This window comes from Kitasatospora sp. NPDC059827, assembly GCF_042731675.1.
In the GTDB taxonomy this organism is placed as follows: domain Bacteria; phylum Actinomycetota; class Actinomycetes; order Streptomycetales; family Streptomycetaceae; genus Kitasatospora.
In genome coordinates, this window is sequence record NZ_JBHWIV010000072.1 from 6,366 (window position 1) to 20,994 (window position 14,629).

The window sequence follows — 14,629 nt, forward strand, 5'->3', positions numbered from 1 at the left end:
GCGGATGGTGGCGCCGCCCCGCCGCGGGGGAAGAGGGGTGGGTCAGAACGGCTTGGTCGGCAGGTACTTGCCGTCCAGGGTGATGACGGCGCGCTCGCCGCCCTCGGGGTCGGCGACCTTGCGCACGTCGAGCTTGAAGTTGATCGCGGAGATGATGCCGTCGCCGAACTGCTCGTGGACGAGGGCCTTGAGGGTGGTGCCGTAGACCTGGAGCATCTCGTAGAAGCGGTAGATGGTCGGGTCGGTGGGGATGCCGCCGGGGATCGAGCCGCGGGTGGGGATGGTCTGCAGCAGCACGGCCGCGTCGGCGTCCAGGCCCAGGATTTCGGTGACGGCCTCGGCGGCCTCCTTCGGCAGGGCGTGCTGGCCGAGGACGGCGGCGGTGGTGAAGGCCACCGACAGGCCGGAGACGTCGGCGATCTGCTGCCAGGTGAGGTCCTTGCGGGTCTTGGCCTCGACGGCGGCGACGGCGAGCAGCTGGCGGGCGGTGGGGTCGAACTGGGCGTGCACCATGGGAGGTTCCTTCTCGTGGTCGGTGGGGTTCCGGGTGGCGCCGCGGGGACGCTCCGGGGGCTGGGGGTCGGTCAGGCGGCGAGTGCGGCAGCCCGGCCGGTGGTGGCGGTGAGGTCCTCGACGCCGCCGGTGGCGATGTCGAAGACCCAGCCGCGCAGGGTGAGTGCCCGCGCGCTCAGGGCGCGGGCGACGGACGGGTGGGTGGCCAGGTTCGCCAGTTGGGCGAGCACGTTCTGCCGCACCAGGGCCGGGACGTCCCCGGCGGTGGCGGTGCGCGCCACCGAGGCGTCGGCGAGCCGCAACCAGTCGGCGACGGCCGGGGCTCCGCTGAGGTCGTGGCCGTGGGCGAGGGCGGTCATCGCACCGCATCCGGAGTGCCCGCAGACCACGACGTCCCGGACGCCCAGGGCGGCGACGGCGTACTCGATGCTCGCGGTGACGCCGTCGGCCCCGGGGGTGTAGGCGGGCACCAGGTTGCCCGCGGTGCGGATCACGAACAGCTCACCCGGGTCCGAGCCGGTGATCAGCTCCGGCACGACGCGGGCGTCGGAGCAGCCGATGAACAGCGTGTGCGGGCTGTGGTCGGTGGCGAGCCGGGCGAAGAGCTCCTCCTTTGCGGGGAACACGTCCCGCTGGAAGTGCGCGATGCCCTCGGCGAAGTCACGCATGGGGTCACTCCCTCTCGTGGTGCCGGGCCGGTGCGGCCTGGCGAGATCCACAGTGCACGACCTGGGGCTATAGCGTCCAAGAGCTGTTACCGATGATGCCCATCGATGGGGTCTATAGTGCGGTCCATGGCCCTGGAACTGCGCCATCTGCGCTATCTGCTCGCCGTGGCCGACCACGGCAACTTCACCCGTGCCGCCGAGGAGCTGCACATCTCCCAGCCGACGCTGTCCCAGCAGGTCAAGCAGCTCGAACGGACCCTGGGCGCCCAGCTGCTGGACCGCACCGGCCGCACCGTGCGCCTCACCGACGCCGGCCAGGCGTACGCGCCGTCCACGACGTCCGGGACCTTTCGCGCGGGCGGCTGCGCCTGGCCGTCACCCCGACCTTCACCGCCTACCTCGTCGGCCCGCTCGCCGCCGAGCTCCACACCCGGCACCCCGGCATCGCCCTGACCGTCCGGGAGACCAGCCAGGACCGCATCGAATCCGGTCTGCTCACGGACGAGTTCGACCTCGGCATCGCCTTCCACGGGCCCCACCTGCCCGGCATCACCGCCACCGCCCTGTTCACCGAGCACCTCACCCTGGTCACCCGCGCCGGCGACGACCCGCCCGCCCGCGCAGCCCTTCCCGTGCGGGAGCTCGCCGACCGCCGACTGGCCCTGCTCAGCGGCGACTTCGCCACCCGCGGCCACATCGACGACTACCTGGCCCGGCACGGCGTCAGCCCGCGGATCGCGGTCGAGGCCAACTCCGTCCAGGCCCTCACCGAGATCGTCCAGCGCACCCCGCTCGCCACCGTACTCCCGGACGCCGTCACCCACGACCACCCGCGGCTCGCCCGCGTCCCGCTCGAACCGCCCCTCCCCACCCGCACCGTCGCCCTGCTGCACCGCGCCGAGGCCTACCGGAGCGCCGCCGCCGGGGCCTTCACCGAACTCGTGCACGACCTGGTCCGCGCCCGCGGCTACCCGCCACCGCCGACCGGGTGAACCGGATCGCCCCCGCACCTGGAACGGTACGGGGGCGCAACGAATTTGACGATACGTCAATTCGCTCGGTGCGGGGCGCCGAACCAGCGGGTGAGGGACGGCCGGAGGGTTTCCGGGGTGCCCACCCAGCAGACGTGGCCGTCCGGGCGGATCAGCATCGGTTCGACGGGCGCTCCCCCGTCGAACCGGTCCACCCGGTCCACCCGGTCGGACCAGGGGGCGAGGGCCTCGGCGAGGGCGCCCTGCGGGTCGAGCAGCACACCCCGGCCGGAGCGCAGGAGTTGGTGCAGCCGCACCGGGCCGAGGTCGGCGTCCGGCACCGGCCCGCCGAGCAGCGGGTGGGGGCCGGTGTCCGGCATCGGGTAGCGGGTGGCCGTTCCGGACATCACCTCGCTCAGCCGGCGGTGGACCTCCGGCAGGGCGATCAGCTCGGTGAAGAGGTCCCGGGTGGCCAGCACATCCGGGTCGCGGCTGCCCGCCCAGTCCATCAGCAGGCCCTGCGCCTGGACGTTGCGCAGCACGGTCGTCCCGGTCTGGTGGCGTTCGGTGTGGTAGCTGTCGAGCAGGCCCTCGGGCGCCCAGCCCCGGACCGCGGCGCCGAGCTTCCAGCCGAGGTTGAAGGCGTCCTGCATCCCCCCGTTCATGCCCTGGGCGCCGAGCGGGAGGTGGACGTGGGCCGCGTCGCCGGCCAGGAACACCCGCCCGTGCCGGTAGCGGGCGACCTGCCGGGCCGCGTCGGTGATGCGGCGGGCGTGGCACAGTTCGAGCAGCTGCACCCGCTCGCCGAACACGGCCCGCAGGCCCTCGCGGATCTCCTCCTCGGTGATCGGGACGTCCCTGGGCAGCGAGCGGCCCGGCCCGCCCATGGCGAGGCGGCGCAGCGGGCGGCCCCGCCCGTCGGTGCCGAGCGGGAAGATCCCCGTCCAGTGGCCGTCCGGGCTGCGGTGGTGGGTGGGCAGGTCGTCGGCGCCGCTCAGCCGGACGTCCGCGGCGATCGTGGTCACGGTGCCTGCCCGGCCCGGGAATTCGGCCTTGAGCAGGGACCGTACGGTGCTGTGGCCGCCGTCGGCGGCGACCAGGTGGCGGGCCCGGAGCACCCGGCCGTCGGCGAAGGTCGCGGTGACGGCCTCCTCGTCCTGGGCGAGGGCGACCAGCTCGTGGTCGCGCCGGACCGTGAGGCCCTGCCCGGCGAGGTGCTCCTCCAGGAAGGCCTCCAGCACGACCTGGGGGACGGAGCGCCAGGGCCGGCGCGGGCGGAACGCGCCCGGCCCGGGGGCGTCGGCGGGGGCGTCCGGCAGCGGGATGCCGGCGAAGTGGCTCCCGCCGGCCGGGTGGTCCCCGCCGGCCAGCAGCGGGTCCAGCAGGCCGCGCTGGTCGAGCAGTTCCAGGGTGCGGGTCTGCACGCCGCCCGCCCTGGAGAGGGTGCTGCGCCCGGGCAGGCGGTCGACGAGTACGGTCGACACGCCCGCCAGCAGCAGTTCGTTGGCCGCCGTCAGGCCGGTCGGGCCGGCTCCGACGACGAGTACCTCGGTGTCCATGGTGCTTCTCCTCGGTCCCTCGGGTGGTTCCGCCCGGCGCGTCGTCCCGCGACCGGCCGGGTTCCGTTGACGGGGTCAACGCTCGCTCCACCAGGGGCCGTTGGCCCAGTGACCGGCGCGATGGTGACGGAATCCGACACCGGCTACCCTCGGCACGGTGGAATCCGACTACGACGAGCTGGACCGCCGCCTCGTCCACGCCCTGCAGATCGACGGCCGGGCCCCGTTCAGCGCCATCGCCGCCGCCCTCGGGGTGTCGGACCGCACCGTCGCCCGCCGGTACGCCAGGCTGCGCTCGACCGGCGCGGTGCGGGTGCTCGGCGGGGTCGACCCGCTCGCGCTGGGCGCCGAACTGTGGCTGCTGCGGGTGCGCTGCGCGCCCGCCGCCGCGGTCGCGGTCGCCGAGGCGCTGGCCCGCCGCCCCGACACCTCCTGGGTCAGCCTGACCTCCGGCGGCACCGAGATCACCTGCACCGTCCGGGCCGAGACCGAGGCCGACAGCGAGGCCCTGCTGCTGGCCCGGCTCCCCCGCACCCCGCGGGTCGAGGGGGTGAGCGCACACTCGGTGCTGCACTCCTTCTACGGCGGCCCGGACAGCCTCATTGCCAAGCTCGGCCCGCTGGACGGAGCCACCGTCGCGGCCCTGCGCCCGCCCCCGCCGCCCCCGCCGACCGCGCCGGCCCACCCGCTCGGACCGGTGCGGCTGGACGACGGCGACCGCCGGCTGCTCGCCGCCCTCGAAACGGACGGCCGGGCCGGGTTCGAGGAGCTGGCCGCCGCCACCGGCCGGTCACCCACGACCGTCCGGCGCCGGATGGCGGAGCTGCGCGAACGCGGGGTGCTCTACCTGGACATCGACTGCGACCCGCGCCTGCTCGGTGTCGGCACCCGCACCCTGCTGTGGATCTCGGTCGCTCCCCCGTACCTGGAGGAGGCGGGCCGGGCGCTGGCCGGGCACCCGGAGGTCGCCTTCGCCTGCGCCACCACCGGGCCGACCAATCTGTACGCCACCGTGGTGTGCGCGGACCGGCGCGCGCTGTACCGCTACCTGACCACCAGGGTGGCCGCGCTCCCGGCGGTCGGCCACGTCGAGACGGCGCCGTCGATCAGGACCGTCAAGCAGGCCGCGAACCGGAGGTAGGGCCCGGCCGGGTGGTCGGTGGCAGCGCCAGGTGGCGCAGCTCCGCGGACAGCCGGCGCAGGGTCGGTTCGTCCGCGACGGCCTCCAGCACCGCCAGGAGCACGTCCACGGCGGCGCCGTCGCCCTCGGAGACGGCGCGCACGATCCGCGCCACCAGGTCGTCGCGGCGACCGTCGGGGGGCCTTGCGAGGCGGGTGGGAGCCATGGCGGGAAGCCTCCGCTCGTACCGAAGGGGGGTCTCGCGGGCCGACCCGGGCCGGGCGGACCGCCTTCCGCTCAGGGATTCGTCGCCCGCCCCCGGACGGATTGGGGGCGTCCCCGACGGATCGGGGCGGCTCCGCCGCGCCGGGGCGATCCCGGACCAATCCGGCGCGCCGCCCGCACCGAAGACCGGGTGTCAGCCGTACTGTCCACCCGGCCGGGGCTCCACTCCGGCCACGACCCGGGAGGCCCGTGATGCCCGCCCTCCGCCCGTGCGGCCCGCCGCCCGCCCGCCGAACCGCAGGAGCGGCCGGATGAGCGCCGTCGTGCACCTGTCCGGGCCGGCCCTGCCCGGCCCGAACCTGCGGGAACTCGTCGCCCGGGTCGCCCGGGGCGACCAGGACGCCTTCTCCCGCCTGTACGACGCGGTGACCGGCCCGGTGCTGGGCCTGGTGCGCCGGGTGCTGCGGGACCCGGCGCAGTCCGAGGAGGTGGCCCAGGAGGTGCTGCTGGAGGTGTGGCGCACCGCCGCCCGCTACCGGGCCGAACGCGGCGAGGTCATGCCCTGGGTGCTGACCATCGCCCACCGGCGCGCGGTGGACCGGGTCCGGGCCGCGCAGGCCGCCGCCGACCGCGACCAGCGGGCGGCCGCCGCCGCCCACACCCCGGTGTTCGACGAGGTCGCCGAGCAGGTCGAGGGCCGGCTGGAGCGCGAACAGGTACGGCGCTGCATGAGGACGCTGACCGAACTGCAGCGGGAGGCGTTGACACTCGCCTACTACCGCGGCTACACCTACCCCCAGGTGGCCGAGGTCCTCGGCGCACCGCTGGGCACGATCAAGACCCGGATGCGCGACGGACTGATCCGCCTGCGCGACTGCCTGGGGGTGGGGGCATGACCGTCACCGACCTGCACACCCTGACCGGCGCCTACGCCACCCACGCGCTGGACCCGGCCGAGAGCGCCGAGTTCGAGCGCCACCTGGCCGGCTGCCCGGCCTGCGCCCTGGAGGTCGCGGAGTTCGCCGCGACCCTGGCCAGGCTCGGCGCCGCGGACTCCGTCGTCCCGCCGGAGGCCCTCAAGGCGAGGGTGCTGGCCGCGCTGCCCACCCTCCGCCAGGAGGCCCCGCGCACCGCTCCCCCCGCCGTGGACGCCCGCCGGCCCGGGCTACTGCGCCGCGGCCTGCCGCGACTGGCGCTCGCCGCCTGCCTGGCCCTGGCGGTCGGCGCCGGGGGCGTCGCCGTCCAGCAGCACCAGGAGGCCGACCGGGCCCGGGCCCGCGCCACCGCGCTCCAGCAGGCGCAGGACCACGTCGCGGGCCTGCTCGCCGCGCCCGACGCCCGCACCGCCACCGGGGCCGCGGCGGGCGGGGCGGGCGTGGGGACGGTGGTGTGGTCGCCCAGCCGCGACCGGGCCGCGTTCCTGGCCTCCGGGATGCCGGCGCCGGGCGCGGGCAGCACCTACCAGCTGTGGTTCAACGACGCCGGGACGATGCGTCCGGCCGGACTGCTGCCGGGCGGCGACGGGGCGCTGCTGCTGTCCGGGCCGCTGGACGGGGCCAGCGGCATCGGCGTGACGGTCGAACCGGCGGGCGGCTCGGCGCACCCGAGTTCGGCCCCGGTGATGCTGCTGTCCTTCGGCTGACCCCGCACACCCTCCCCACCCCGTGTTCCCGGGCCGGCTCCGAACCGGCCCCCGAACCGGTTCGGGGCCTGCCGCGCCCGGCCGCCCAGCGGTTACCATCCGGTAACCCCGGTCGGCCGACCGCGGCGCCACCGACTCGCACTCCCCGGGAGCAGCATGTCCGCCGAACGATCCGCCCGTCTGCTGAGCGGCCTCCTGCTGGGCGCCGGGGTGGCGCACTTCGCCGTGCCGCGCCCCTTCGACGCGATCGTCCCGCGCGCCCTGCCGGGCCGCCCGCGGGACTGGACCCACCTCAGCGGACTGGCCGAGCTCGCCGTCGGCGCGGCCGTCGCCCACCCCCGCACCCGGCGCGCCGGGGCCCTGGCCGCGGCCGCCCTGTTCACGGCGGTGCTCCCGGCGAACGTGCGGATGGCCCGCGACTGGCGCACCCGGCCGGCCCCGCTGCGGGCGGCGGCCGTCGCCCGGGTGCCGCTCCAGGTGCCGCTGGTGCTCTGGGCCCTGCGGGTGGCCCGGGACTGACGGCCCACCGGACGGGCCCCGACACCGGCGGGCCGGTTCGGCTGCGCGCCGGTTCGGCTGCGGACGGGTTCAGCTGCGAGCGGGTCAGCTGTCGTAGCGGTGGGTGAACGGGCGGCCCGGGCAGGTGCGGCACTCGAACAGGTACACCCCGCCCGGGTCGCCGAGCTTGAGGCCCGCGCCCTCCCAGTCGGCCATCCGACGGAATCCCCTGACCTTGGCCTATGCCCTCTCCCCGGCCGGGGTGTTCCCATGCCGTTCAAGACGTTTCCCGCGCACGGGCCGGCCTGAATGGCCGCTAGAAGGCCGGAACGGGGTCTCGCCAGATGTCCATCGGAACGGCGCGGATCGCGCGTCCGTGTGCGTCCAGGATCCGGCCCATCCGTTTCACGGTGCGCAGCGAAACGCGGCGCTCGGCCAGCCGCAGGTCGGGGAACCTGCGGGCGAGTGCGGTTTCCAGCCGCTGGACGTCGGCGAGGGAGCGCTGCCAGACGGAAAGGATGAGGTTGTGCATGCCGGTGACGGCCACGCACAGCCGGATCTCGGGGAGTCTGGCGAGCTGGGGGCCGATCTCGTCGAGCCGGTCCGGGGGAAGGTCGGCCCGGAAGGTCGCCAGGACCGGCCGGCCGGCGTCGCGGGCGGCGATCTCGCAGCGGAAGCGGATCGCGTCGGAGGTGGCCAGCCGGTCGAGGCGGCGGCGCAGTGTGGAGTGGCTGAGTCCGGTGGCGGCGGCCAGCTCGGCTTGGTCGAGGCGGCCGTCGACGCCCAGTCTGATGAGCAACTCCCGGTCTTCTGCGCGGACTTCCGCTCGTACTCCGGACGGTGGCCCATTGCCTGCCGGGTGATCGTCGTGCAGCTCCACGCGCTGGGCGGGGTCCAGTGAGTCCAGTCGCCAGCGCTTCCCCTCGGCGTAGAAGCCGGTCGCCAGGTGGACCCGGACGGCGTCGACCCCGGGGAGTCGGCCAAGCCGTTCGGTGGTGTACCGGGAGACCGTCGCCAGATCGGTGAAGGCCGCGGTGACGACGAGGTCGCAGCCCTGGGAGTGGTGTTCGATGCTCATCACGTGCGGGTCCTCGGCCAGGTCGTCGGCGATCTGCCGGAGCCGGCCGGGAGCGCAGTCGAGGTCGAGGTAGGCGACGCACCCGCGGTCCTCGGGGTGCGGCAGACCGTAGGCGGTCACCCAGGCGATCCCGGCTTCCGAGAGCCGTCGCCAGCGGCGGGCCGCGGTGACCGGGCTGATCCCGAGGGCCTGACCGAGCAGCGACCAGGGCGCCCGGGGCCGCAGCTGCAGCGCGTTCACCAAGGCGAGGTCCAGCTCATCCACTGTCACATCGGCGCCGGTCACCGTCGACTGCCGGTGGATTCGTTCACTGGAGGGCCTCCTCATGGCGCGATCCTGCGAAATCGCGGGAAACTCCCGCCGCGAGATCCAGAATCACGGATCAAGATCGCTCTGCACAAGTTCCCGCCACACGCGGGTTCGATGGAGGTACCAGTGTCCCTGCACGACGACGCTCTCGCCCTGGCCCCGGACCTGGTCCGGCTCCGCCACGACCTGCACCGGTTCCCCGAGCTGGGCCTGGCTCTGCCGCGTACCCAGGAGCGGGTGCTGCAGGCCCTGGACGGACTGCCGCTGGAGGTGAGCCAGGGCTCCGCGCTGAGCTCGGTCACCGCGGTACTGCGCGGCGGCCGACCGGGGCCGGCGGTGCTGTTGCGCGGCGACATGGACGCTCTGCCGGTCGCCGAGAAGGCCCCGCTGGCGTTCGCCGCCGACAACGGTGCCATGCACGCCTGCGGGCACGATCTGCATACCGCCATGCTCGCGGGTGCCGCGCACCTGCTCGCCGGGCGGCGGAAGCAGCTCCACGGCGACGTGGTCTTCATGTTCCAGCCCGGCGAGGAGGGCTTCGACGGCGCGGGCGCCATGCTGGCCGAGGGGGTGCTGGACGCGGCAGGCAGGCGCCCGGTCGCCGCCTACGCCCTGCACGTGGTGTCGGCCATGACGCACGGGGAGTTCAGCTCCCGGCGCGGACCGATACTCGCCTCCTCCAGTGCGCTGCACGTCACCGTCCACGGTGCGGGCGGCCACGGCTCGGCACCGCATCGGGCCAAGGACCCCATCCCGGCGGCCTGCGAGATGGTCACCGCCCTGCAGACCATGGTGACCCGCCGCTTCGACGTGTTCGATCCAGTGGTGATCACCGTCGGGCTCCTCCAGGCCGGCACCCAGCGCAACGTGATCCCCGAGACCGCCCACTTCGAGGCGACCGTGCGCACCTTCTCCGCCGAGGCGCAGTCCAAGGTCGCCGACCACGTGGTGGAGCTGGTCCGGGCCGTCGCGGCCGCCCACGGCCTGCGGGCGGAGGTCGAGTACATTCGCGGGTACCCGGTGACCGTGAACGACGGGGCCGAGACCGACTTCCTGGCGGACACCGTCCGGGAGGTCTTCGGCGAGGAGCGCTTCCGGACGCTGCCGAACCCGGTCACCGCAGCGGAGGACTTCTCCCGGGTACTCGACGCCGTTCCAGGCTCGTTCGCGTATCTCGGCGCCGCCCCGAAGGGAACCGACCCCGACAACCTGCCGCCCAACCACTCGCCCTACGCGCAGTTCGACGACGCGGTGCTCCCCGACGGAGCCGCGCTCTACGCCGAACTCGCCACCCGCCGCCTCGCAGCCTGAACCCGTACACCAAGGAAAGAACGATCAAGCACATGACCGAACCGCGCGACGTGGTCGAGCAGCAGCTCGCCGCCTACAACAGCCACAACATCGACGCCTTCGCCGCCACCTATGCCCAGGACGTCGTCGTCCAACGGCGTGACGGCAGCCAACTGCAGGGCCGTCAAGCCCTGCGTGACCACTACACCGGCCAATTCGCCAAGGGCCGCTGCCGGGCGGAGATCGTGGGGCGGCTCAGCGAAGGCGACTGGGTGGTCGACCAAGAACTCGCCCACGGCCTGGCCGACGATCCGATCCGCACCCTGGTGGCCTACCGGGTGCGCGAAGACCTGATCGACCGCGTCGACTTCCTCGGCTGAGCAGCACACTCCCGTACGCGGCCACCGGCGACGGCTGCCAGAACCCACCGGGGTTTCGGGCCGGACGGAGCCTACCGACGAGGGCGCGGCGGCAGCGGGAGGAAGCCGCTGGTGCGGGCGGTGTACTCGGCCCAGCCGGGGCGGTCGGCCCCCAAGTGCCGTTCCAGCATGGGCTTTCCGCTGCCGAAGGCCAGCAGGTACGTCATCAGCAGCGGGCTGAGCACGAACGCCCAGCCGGTCGGGCTGTCGGCGCCGAGCAGGAAGAGGCCCCACCAGACGCAGGCGTCGCCGAAGTAGTTGGGGTGGCGGGTGTAGCGCCACAGGCCGCGGTCCATGATCCGGCCCCGGTTGCCGGGGTCGGCCTTGAACCGTGCCAACTGCCCGTCCCCGACGGTCTCGAAGGCGAGTCCGACCGCCCACACCGCGGTGCCCGCCCAGGCGAGCGCCCCGGGCGGGCCGGGCAGGTACTGGGCGGCCTGGACGGGCAGCGAGACGAACCAGACGATGGCCGCCTGGAGCAGGAAGACGATCCGCAGCGCGTACCGGGTGCGGGCCGGGCCGGCGGGTGCGCGGGCGAGCATCCGGGCGTAGCGCGGGTCCTCGGGGGCGCCCCGGGCGCGCCACCACAGGTGGACGGAGAGCCGTACGCCCCACATCGTGACGAGGACGGTGACCAGCACTCGGCGCCCGGTGTCGCCGTGCCCGGCGGACAGTGCCAGGCCGGTCAGCGCGATCGCGGCGAAGGCCAGGCCCCAGGCGACGTCGACGCCCCGGTACCGCCCGGAGCGCAGGCCGACGGCGAAGGCGGCGAGCATGACGGCGAGGGCGACACCGGCGGTGGCGGCGAGGTTGAGGCCGAAGGCCGCGGCGTTCACGCCCGCGCCCCGTACGGGCCCGGCACGGTGCCGCCGTCGCGGGTCAGCAGCAGCTGGTGCACGTTCAGGTAGCCGGTGCGGAAGCCGGCTTCGGAGTAGCCGAGGTAGAGCTCCCAGGTGCGGCGGAACACCTCGTCGAAGCCGAGGGCGGCGGCCTCCGGCCACCGTTCGGTGAAGCGCTCGCGCCACAGCCGCAGGGTCTCGGCGTAGTGCGGGCCGTAGGCGTCGGCGCGGTCCACCCGCAGTCCGGTGCGGGCGGCGGTGTCGGTGATCGCCCGCAGCGAGGGGATCTGGCCGCCGGGGAACACGTACTTGAGGATCCAGGTGTAGGTGCGGCTGCTGGCGAGCATCCGGTCGTGGGGCATGGTGATGGCCTGGAGGGCGATCCGGCCGCCGGGGGCGAGGACCCGGTCGAGGGTGGCGAAGTACTCGGGCCAGAACGGGCGGCCGACGGCCTCGATCATCTCCACGCTGACCACCGCGTCGTACCGGCCCCGGGCCGAGCGGTAGTCGCAGAGCCGGACCTCGGCCCGGTCGGCCTGTCCGGCGTCGGCGATCCGGCGGCGGGCGAGCGCGAGTTGCTCCTCGGAGAGGGTGAGGCTGACCACCCGGGCGCCGCGGGCGGCGGCGCGGACGGCGAGTTCGCCCCAGCCGGTGCCGATCTCCAGCAGCCGGGTGCCGGGGCCGACGGCGGCGAGGTCGAGCAGCCGGTCGATCTTGCGGTGCTGCGCGGCGGGCAGGCCTTCCCTGGTCGCGGTCGGCCGGGCGCCCGGGGCGTCGGGGAAGAGGCCGGCGGAGTAGGTCATGGTCGGGTCGAGGAAGAGCGCGAACAGCTCGTTGGAGAGGTCGTAGTGGCGGTGGATGTTGCGCCGGGCGTTGCCGGGGGTGGACAGCTCCGCGCGGGGCGGGCGCCGGACGTAGAACCGGCGCAGCCACCGGGTGCCCCTGGGCACCAGGGCTTCGGGGGCGGCGGCCAGGGCGGTGAGCAGCGCGACGGGGTCGGGGCTGTCCCAGTCACCGGCCTGGTAGGACTCGCCGAAGCCGATCAGGCCGCCGGTGCCGAGGCGGTGCAGGAAGGCCTTCGGGTGGTGCAGGCGCAGCACCGGGGCGTCGGGGCCTGGATCCAACTCGTCTTTCATGCCCGGAAGTTCGAGCCGGATGCCCTGCCGGGCGGCGGCCCGGCGCAGCACGCGTGCGGCGATCGCGGCGCGCAGCGGGGCGTGCGGCACCCGGGCGACGTCCGGCCAGCGGGCGGGGTCGACGACGGGGGTCGGCCGGGCGGGGGCGGTCGGCGCGGTGGTGCTCGGCGCGGTGGCACTCCACTGGGTCGTGCTGGTCTGGGTGGTGCTGGTCATGCGGTGGGCACCTCTTCCGTGGCCGGGTCCGGGTGGACGGGCAGGCCGCGCAGCCACAGCCGGATGCCCTGGTAGCGGATGTGCAGGCTGACGGCCCAGGTCGCGAACGGGTGCCGGAGTGCCGCCCGCAGCAGGGTGCGGGGGCCGGCCGGGCGGGCGGTGCCGTGCACGGTGGCGGTGAACGCGTGGCCGTCCGGCCGGTCGAGCCGGACGGTGAGGTCGAGGCGTTCGCCCGGCGGGGGCAGGGACATCCGGTAGTGGCCGTCGACCGGGAAGAACGGGGAGACGTGGAACTCCTTGGGCGTCCCGGCCCGGCCGGCCGCGTCCGGGTGGAGCAGGTACCGGTGCCGGCCGCCGTAGGTGTTGTGCACCTCGGCGACGGCGCAGCGCACCCGGCCCTGCGGGTCGTGGCACCAGTAGACGGTCAGCGGGTTGAACACGTGCCCGAGGGAGCGGGCCTGGGTCAGCATCAGGACGCGGCCGTCGCCGAGCCGTACGCCGTGGCCGGCCAGGAAGTGCTCCAGGTCCTGACGTATCGTCATGTCACTTTCCGTGCGGTCGATCGCGTGGTCGCGGGCCCGGAAGGCGGCCAGCGGGCGCAGCGGCCACGGGATCGGCGGCAGGTGGTCCGGGTCGACCAGCCAGAGGTAGCCGCGGTGGCGGAAGACCCGTCGGGGTGCGGCGCGGACGTGGGTGGTCCGGGTCTCGTAGAGCACGGCGCCCCAGGGGCCGGGGAGGGGGTTCACGGCGCGACCGCCCCCAGCAGGGCCCGGGCCGCCTCGACGCCGGAGCGGCAGCCGTCCTCGTGGAAGCCCCAGCCGTGGTAGGCGCCGGCGAACGCGGTGCGGCCGGTGGTGAGTTCGGGCAGCCGGCGCTGGGCGGCGACGGTCCGGGCGGTGTACACCGGGTGCTCGTAGACGGTGCGGGAGACGACCAGTTCCTCCGGGATCGGGTGCTGGCGGTCCTCGTTGAGGGTGACCAGGTAGTCCTCGGCGGTGTCCAGGCGCAGCAGCCGGTTGAGGTGGTAGCTGACCCGCACGCGGTCGGCGGGGGCGGTGCAGTGCGGCATCCGGTAGTTCCACGATCCGCGCGCCGAGCGGGCCCGGGGCAGTACGGAGGGGTCGCGGTGCAGCACGGTGGGGTTGCGCGAGTAGCCGAAGGCGCCGAGGACCTCCAGTTCGGCGTCGGTCGGGTCGGCGAGCAGTTGCAGGGCCTGGTCGGCGTGGGTGGCGATGACCACGGCGTCGGTCTCGGTGCGGCGCCCGTTCCCGGAGACCACGGTGACGCCGTCGGGGTGCCGGCGCACCAGCCGGACGGGGGCGGAGCGGTGGACGGCGCCGAGCCGCTCGGCGATCCGATCGACGTAGCTGCGGGAGCCGCCGACGACGGTGCGCCAGGTCGGCGAGCCGGTCACCCCGAGCAGGCCGTGGTTGTCGAGGAAGGCGAACAGGTACCGGGCCGGGTAGTCGCCCGCAAGGTCGGGGGCGCAGGACCACACGGCGGAGACCAGCGGGGTCATGAAGTGGTTGACGAAGTACGGCGCGAACCGCCCGGCGGCGAGGAACTCCCGCAGGCTCGGGTCGCCCGCCGCCGGGTCGGCGAGGAGCCGGCGGGCGAGCCGGTGGAAGCGCGGCACCTCGGCGAGCATCCGCAGGTACCGGCCGCGCACCACGGCGTCGGGGCGGGCGAACAGCCCGGCCGGCCCGCGCGCACCGGCGTACTCCAGGCCGCAGCCGTCGCAGCGCACGGACATGCTCATCTCGCTGTCCTGGGTGCGGACGCCGAGTTCGGCGAACATCCGGACCAGGTGCGGGTACGTGCGCTCGTTGTGCACCAGGAAGCCGGTGTCCAGGGCCAGTTCACGGCCGTCCGGCCCGGTGGCCCGCTGGGTGTGGGCGTGCCCGCCGAGCCGCCCGTCGGCCTCGAACAGCTCCACCTCCACCCCGGAGCGCGACAGCTCGTACGCGGCCGTGAGTCCGGCGACACCGGCCCCCACCACCGCCACCCGTCGGCCGGGCGGCCCGCCGCGCGTCACCCGGAACCGTCCGGAGGTGGTGTCGACCGTCGTCACGAGGGCCCCTCTCTGCCCAGGGCGCGCGCCTGCGGCCCTGTCGGTGGTCTGCACCCGTTGTTCGGAGCCGGCGGC

General features: G+C 74.9%; 15 protein-coding genes and 1 pseudogene. 7 read left to right on the forward strand and 9 right to left on the reverse strand.

All coding sequences use genetic code 11. The features are described 5' to 3' along the window. Positions 1 to 42 precede the first annotated feature (42 nt). The gene (cynS, locus tag ACFV8H_RS31995; RefSeq protein WP_380406972.1) at positions 43 to 513 is read right to left on the reverse strand and encodes a cyanase; all 471 of its coding nucleotides are present in this window, start codon (positions 511 to 513) and stop codon (positions 43 to 45) included. A gap of 71 nt (positions 514 to 584) precedes the next feature. Continuing rightward, positions 585 to 1,181 carry a carbonic anhydrase gene (locus ACFV8H_RS32000; protein WP_380406974.1) on the reverse strand — a complete coding sequence of 199 codons (597 nt, stop codon included), beginning with the start codon at positions 1,179 to 1,181 and terminating at the stop codon, positions 585 to 587. 126 nt (positions 1,182 to 1,307) lie between these two features. Here ACFV8H_RS32000 and cynR point away from each other — a divergent pair. Next, a pseudogene (gene cynR / locus ACFV8H_RS32005) lies at positions 1,308 to 2,173 on the forward strand (transcriptional regulator CynR). Positions 2,174 to 2,229: 56 nt separating this feature from the next. Here the strand turns inward: cynR and ACFV8H_RS32010 are convergent. Further along, a complete protein-coding gene (locus ACFV8H_RS32010; protein WP_380406975.1) occupies positions 2,230 to 3,711 on the reverse strand; it encodes an FAD-dependent monooxygenase in 1,482 nt (493 codons plus the stop codon). Between the two features lie 157 nt (positions 3,712 to 3,868). Here ACFV8H_RS32010 and ACFV8H_RS32015 point away from each other — a divergent pair, with 157 nt between their 5' ends. Then, complete coding sequence (locus ACFV8H_RS32015; protein ID WP_380406977.1) at positions 3,869 to 4,852, forward strand: Lrp/AsnC family transcriptional regulator; 984 nt, start codon at positions 3,869 to 3,871, stop codon at positions 4,850 to 4,852. On the opposite strand, the gene ACFV8H_RS32020 is transcribed toward ACFV8H_RS32015, so the two are convergent. Further along, on the reverse strand, positions 4,827 to 5,057 hold the full coding sequence (locus ACFV8H_RS32020; RefSeq protein WP_380406979.1) for a hypothetical protein: 231 nt from the start codon (positions 5,055 to 5,057) through the stop codon (positions 4,827 to 4,829). The genes ACFV8H_RS32015 and ACFV8H_RS32020 overlap by 26 nt on opposite strands. 310 nt (positions 5,058 to 5,367) lie before the next feature. Here ACFV8H_RS32020 and sigK point away from each other — a divergent pair, with 310 nt between their 5' ends. The 3 genes from sigK (at position 5,368) to ACFV8H_RS32035 (ending at position 7,217) form a co-directional block, all read left to right on the forward strand. Beyond that, entirely contained in the window at positions 5,368 to 5,952 is a 585-nt protein-coding gene (gene sigK, locus ACFV8H_RS32025; protein WP_380406981.1) for an ECF RNA polymerase sigma factor SigK, read from the forward strand. Then, a complete protein-coding gene (locus ACFV8H_RS32030; protein ID WP_380406983.1) occupies positions 5,949 to 6,698 on the forward strand; it encodes an anti-sigma factor domain-containing protein in 750 nt (249 codons plus the stop codon). Before sigK ends, ACFV8H_RS32030 begins: the two co-directional genes overlap by 4 nt. 156 nt (positions 6,699 to 6,854) lie before the next feature. After that, positions 6,855 to 7,217 (forward strand): hypothetical protein, encoded by a 363-nt coding sequence (locus ACFV8H_RS32035; protein ID WP_380406985.1) that lies wholly within the window; start codon positions 6,855 to 6,857, stop codon positions 7,215 to 7,217. A 295-nt stretch (positions 7,218 to 7,512) separates the two neighbouring features. Here the strand turns inward: ACFV8H_RS32035 and ACFV8H_RS32040 are convergent, their stop codons facing one another. Beyond that, positions 7,513 to 8,544: an Lrp/AsnC family transcriptional regulator gene (locus tag ACFV8H_RS32040; protein WP_380406987.1), complete on the reverse strand. Its 1,032-nt coding sequence runs from the start codon at positions 8,542 to 8,544 to the stop codon at positions 7,513 to 7,515. 165 nt (positions 8,545 to 8,709) lie between these two features. On the opposite strand from ACFV8H_RS32040, the gene ACFV8H_RS32045 reads away from it, so the two are divergent. Together ACFV8H_RS32045 and ACFV8H_RS32050 are read left to right on the forward strand one after the other, a co-directional pair. Continuing rightward, positions 8,710 to 9,894 (forward strand): M20 family metallopeptidase, encoded by a 1,185-nt coding sequence (locus ACFV8H_RS32045; RefSeq protein ID WP_380406989.1) that lies wholly within the window; start codon positions 8,710 to 8,712, stop codon positions 9,892 to 9,894. 32 nt (positions 9,895 to 9,926) lie between these two features. After that, positions 9,927 to 10,253, forward strand: a complete 327-nt coding sequence (locus tag ACFV8H_RS32050) for a nuclear transport factor 2 family protein (RefSeq protein ID WP_380406991.1) — start codon at positions 9,927 to 9,929, stop codon at positions 10,251 to 10,253. A 71-nt stretch (positions 10,254 to 10,324) separates the two neighbouring features. Here the strand turns inward: ACFV8H_RS32050 and ACFV8H_RS32055 are convergent, their stop codons facing one another. The 4 genes from ACFV8H_RS32055 to ACFV8H_RS32070 are packed head-to-tail and all read right to left on the reverse strand — an operon-like array spanning position 10,325 to position 14,554. After that, positions 10,325 to 11,128: a DUF1295 domain-containing protein gene (locus tag ACFV8H_RS32055; RefSeq protein ID WP_380406993.1), complete on the reverse strand. Its 804-nt coding sequence runs from the start codon at positions 11,126 to 11,128 to the stop codon at positions 10,325 to 10,327. Next, positions 11,125 to 12,483 (reverse strand): class I SAM-dependent methyltransferase, encoded by a 1,359-nt coding sequence (locus ACFV8H_RS32060; RefSeq protein WP_380406994.1) that lies wholly within the window; start codon positions 12,481 to 12,483, stop codon positions 11,125 to 11,127. The genes ACFV8H_RS32055 and ACFV8H_RS32060 overlap by 4 nt, the downstream gene beginning before the upstream one ends. Beyond that, positions 12,480 to 13,229, reverse strand: coding sequence for a DUF1365 domain-containing protein (locus ACFV8H_RS32065; RefSeq protein WP_380406996.1), 750 nt, complete (start codon positions 13,227 to 13,229; stop codon positions 12,480 to 12,482). The genes ACFV8H_RS32060 and ACFV8H_RS32065 overlap by 4 nt, the downstream gene beginning before the upstream one ends. Beyond that, entirely contained in the window at positions 13,226 to 14,554 is a 1,329-nt protein-coding gene (locus tag ACFV8H_RS32070; RefSeq protein WP_380406997.1) for an NAD(P)/FAD-dependent oxidoreductase, read from the reverse strand. The genes ACFV8H_RS32065 and ACFV8H_RS32070 overlap by 4 nt, the downstream gene beginning before the upstream one ends. Positions 14,555 to 14,629 lie beyond the last annotated feature (75 nt).

Bases quoted from the DNA above. Each gene is read 5' to 3' on its own strand.
- ACFV8H_RS32010 (WP_380406975.1), bottom strand. From the start codon at position 3,711: ATGGACACCGAGGTACTCGTCGTCGGAGCCGGCCCGACCGGCCTGACG.
- ACFV8H_RS32020 (WP_380406979.1), bottom strand. From the start codon at position 5,057: ATGGCTCCCACCCGCCTCGCAAGGCCCCCCGACGGTCGCCGCGACGAC.
- ACFV8H_RS32035 (WP_380406985.1), top strand. From the start codon at position 6,855: ATGTCCGCCGAACGATCCGCCCGTCTGCTGAGCGGCCTCCTGCTGGGC.
- ACFV8H_RS32060 (WP_380406994.1), bottom strand. From the start codon at position 12,483: ATGACCAGCACCACCCAGACCAGCACGACCCAGTGGAGTGCCACCGCG.
- ACFV8H_RS32050 (WP_380406991.1), top strand. From the start codon at position 9,927: ATGACCGAACCGCGCGACGTGGTCGAGCAGCAGCTCGCCGCCTACAAC.
- cynS (WP_380406972.1), bottom strand. From the start codon at position 513: ATGGTGCACGCCCAGTTCGACCCCACCGCCCGCCAGCTGCTCGCCGTC.
- sigK (WP_380406981.1), top strand. From the start codon at position 5,368: ATGAGCGCCGTCGTGCACCTGTCCGGGCCGGCCCTGCCCGGCCCGAAC.
- ACFV8H_RS32000 (WP_380406974.1), bottom strand. From the start codon at position 1,181: ATGCGTGACTTCGCCGAGGGCATCGCGCACTTCCAGCGGGACGTGTTC.
- ACFV8H_RS32030 (WP_380406983.1), top strand. From the start codon at position 5,949: ATGACCGTCACCGACCTGCACACCCTGACCGGCGCCTACGCCACCCAC.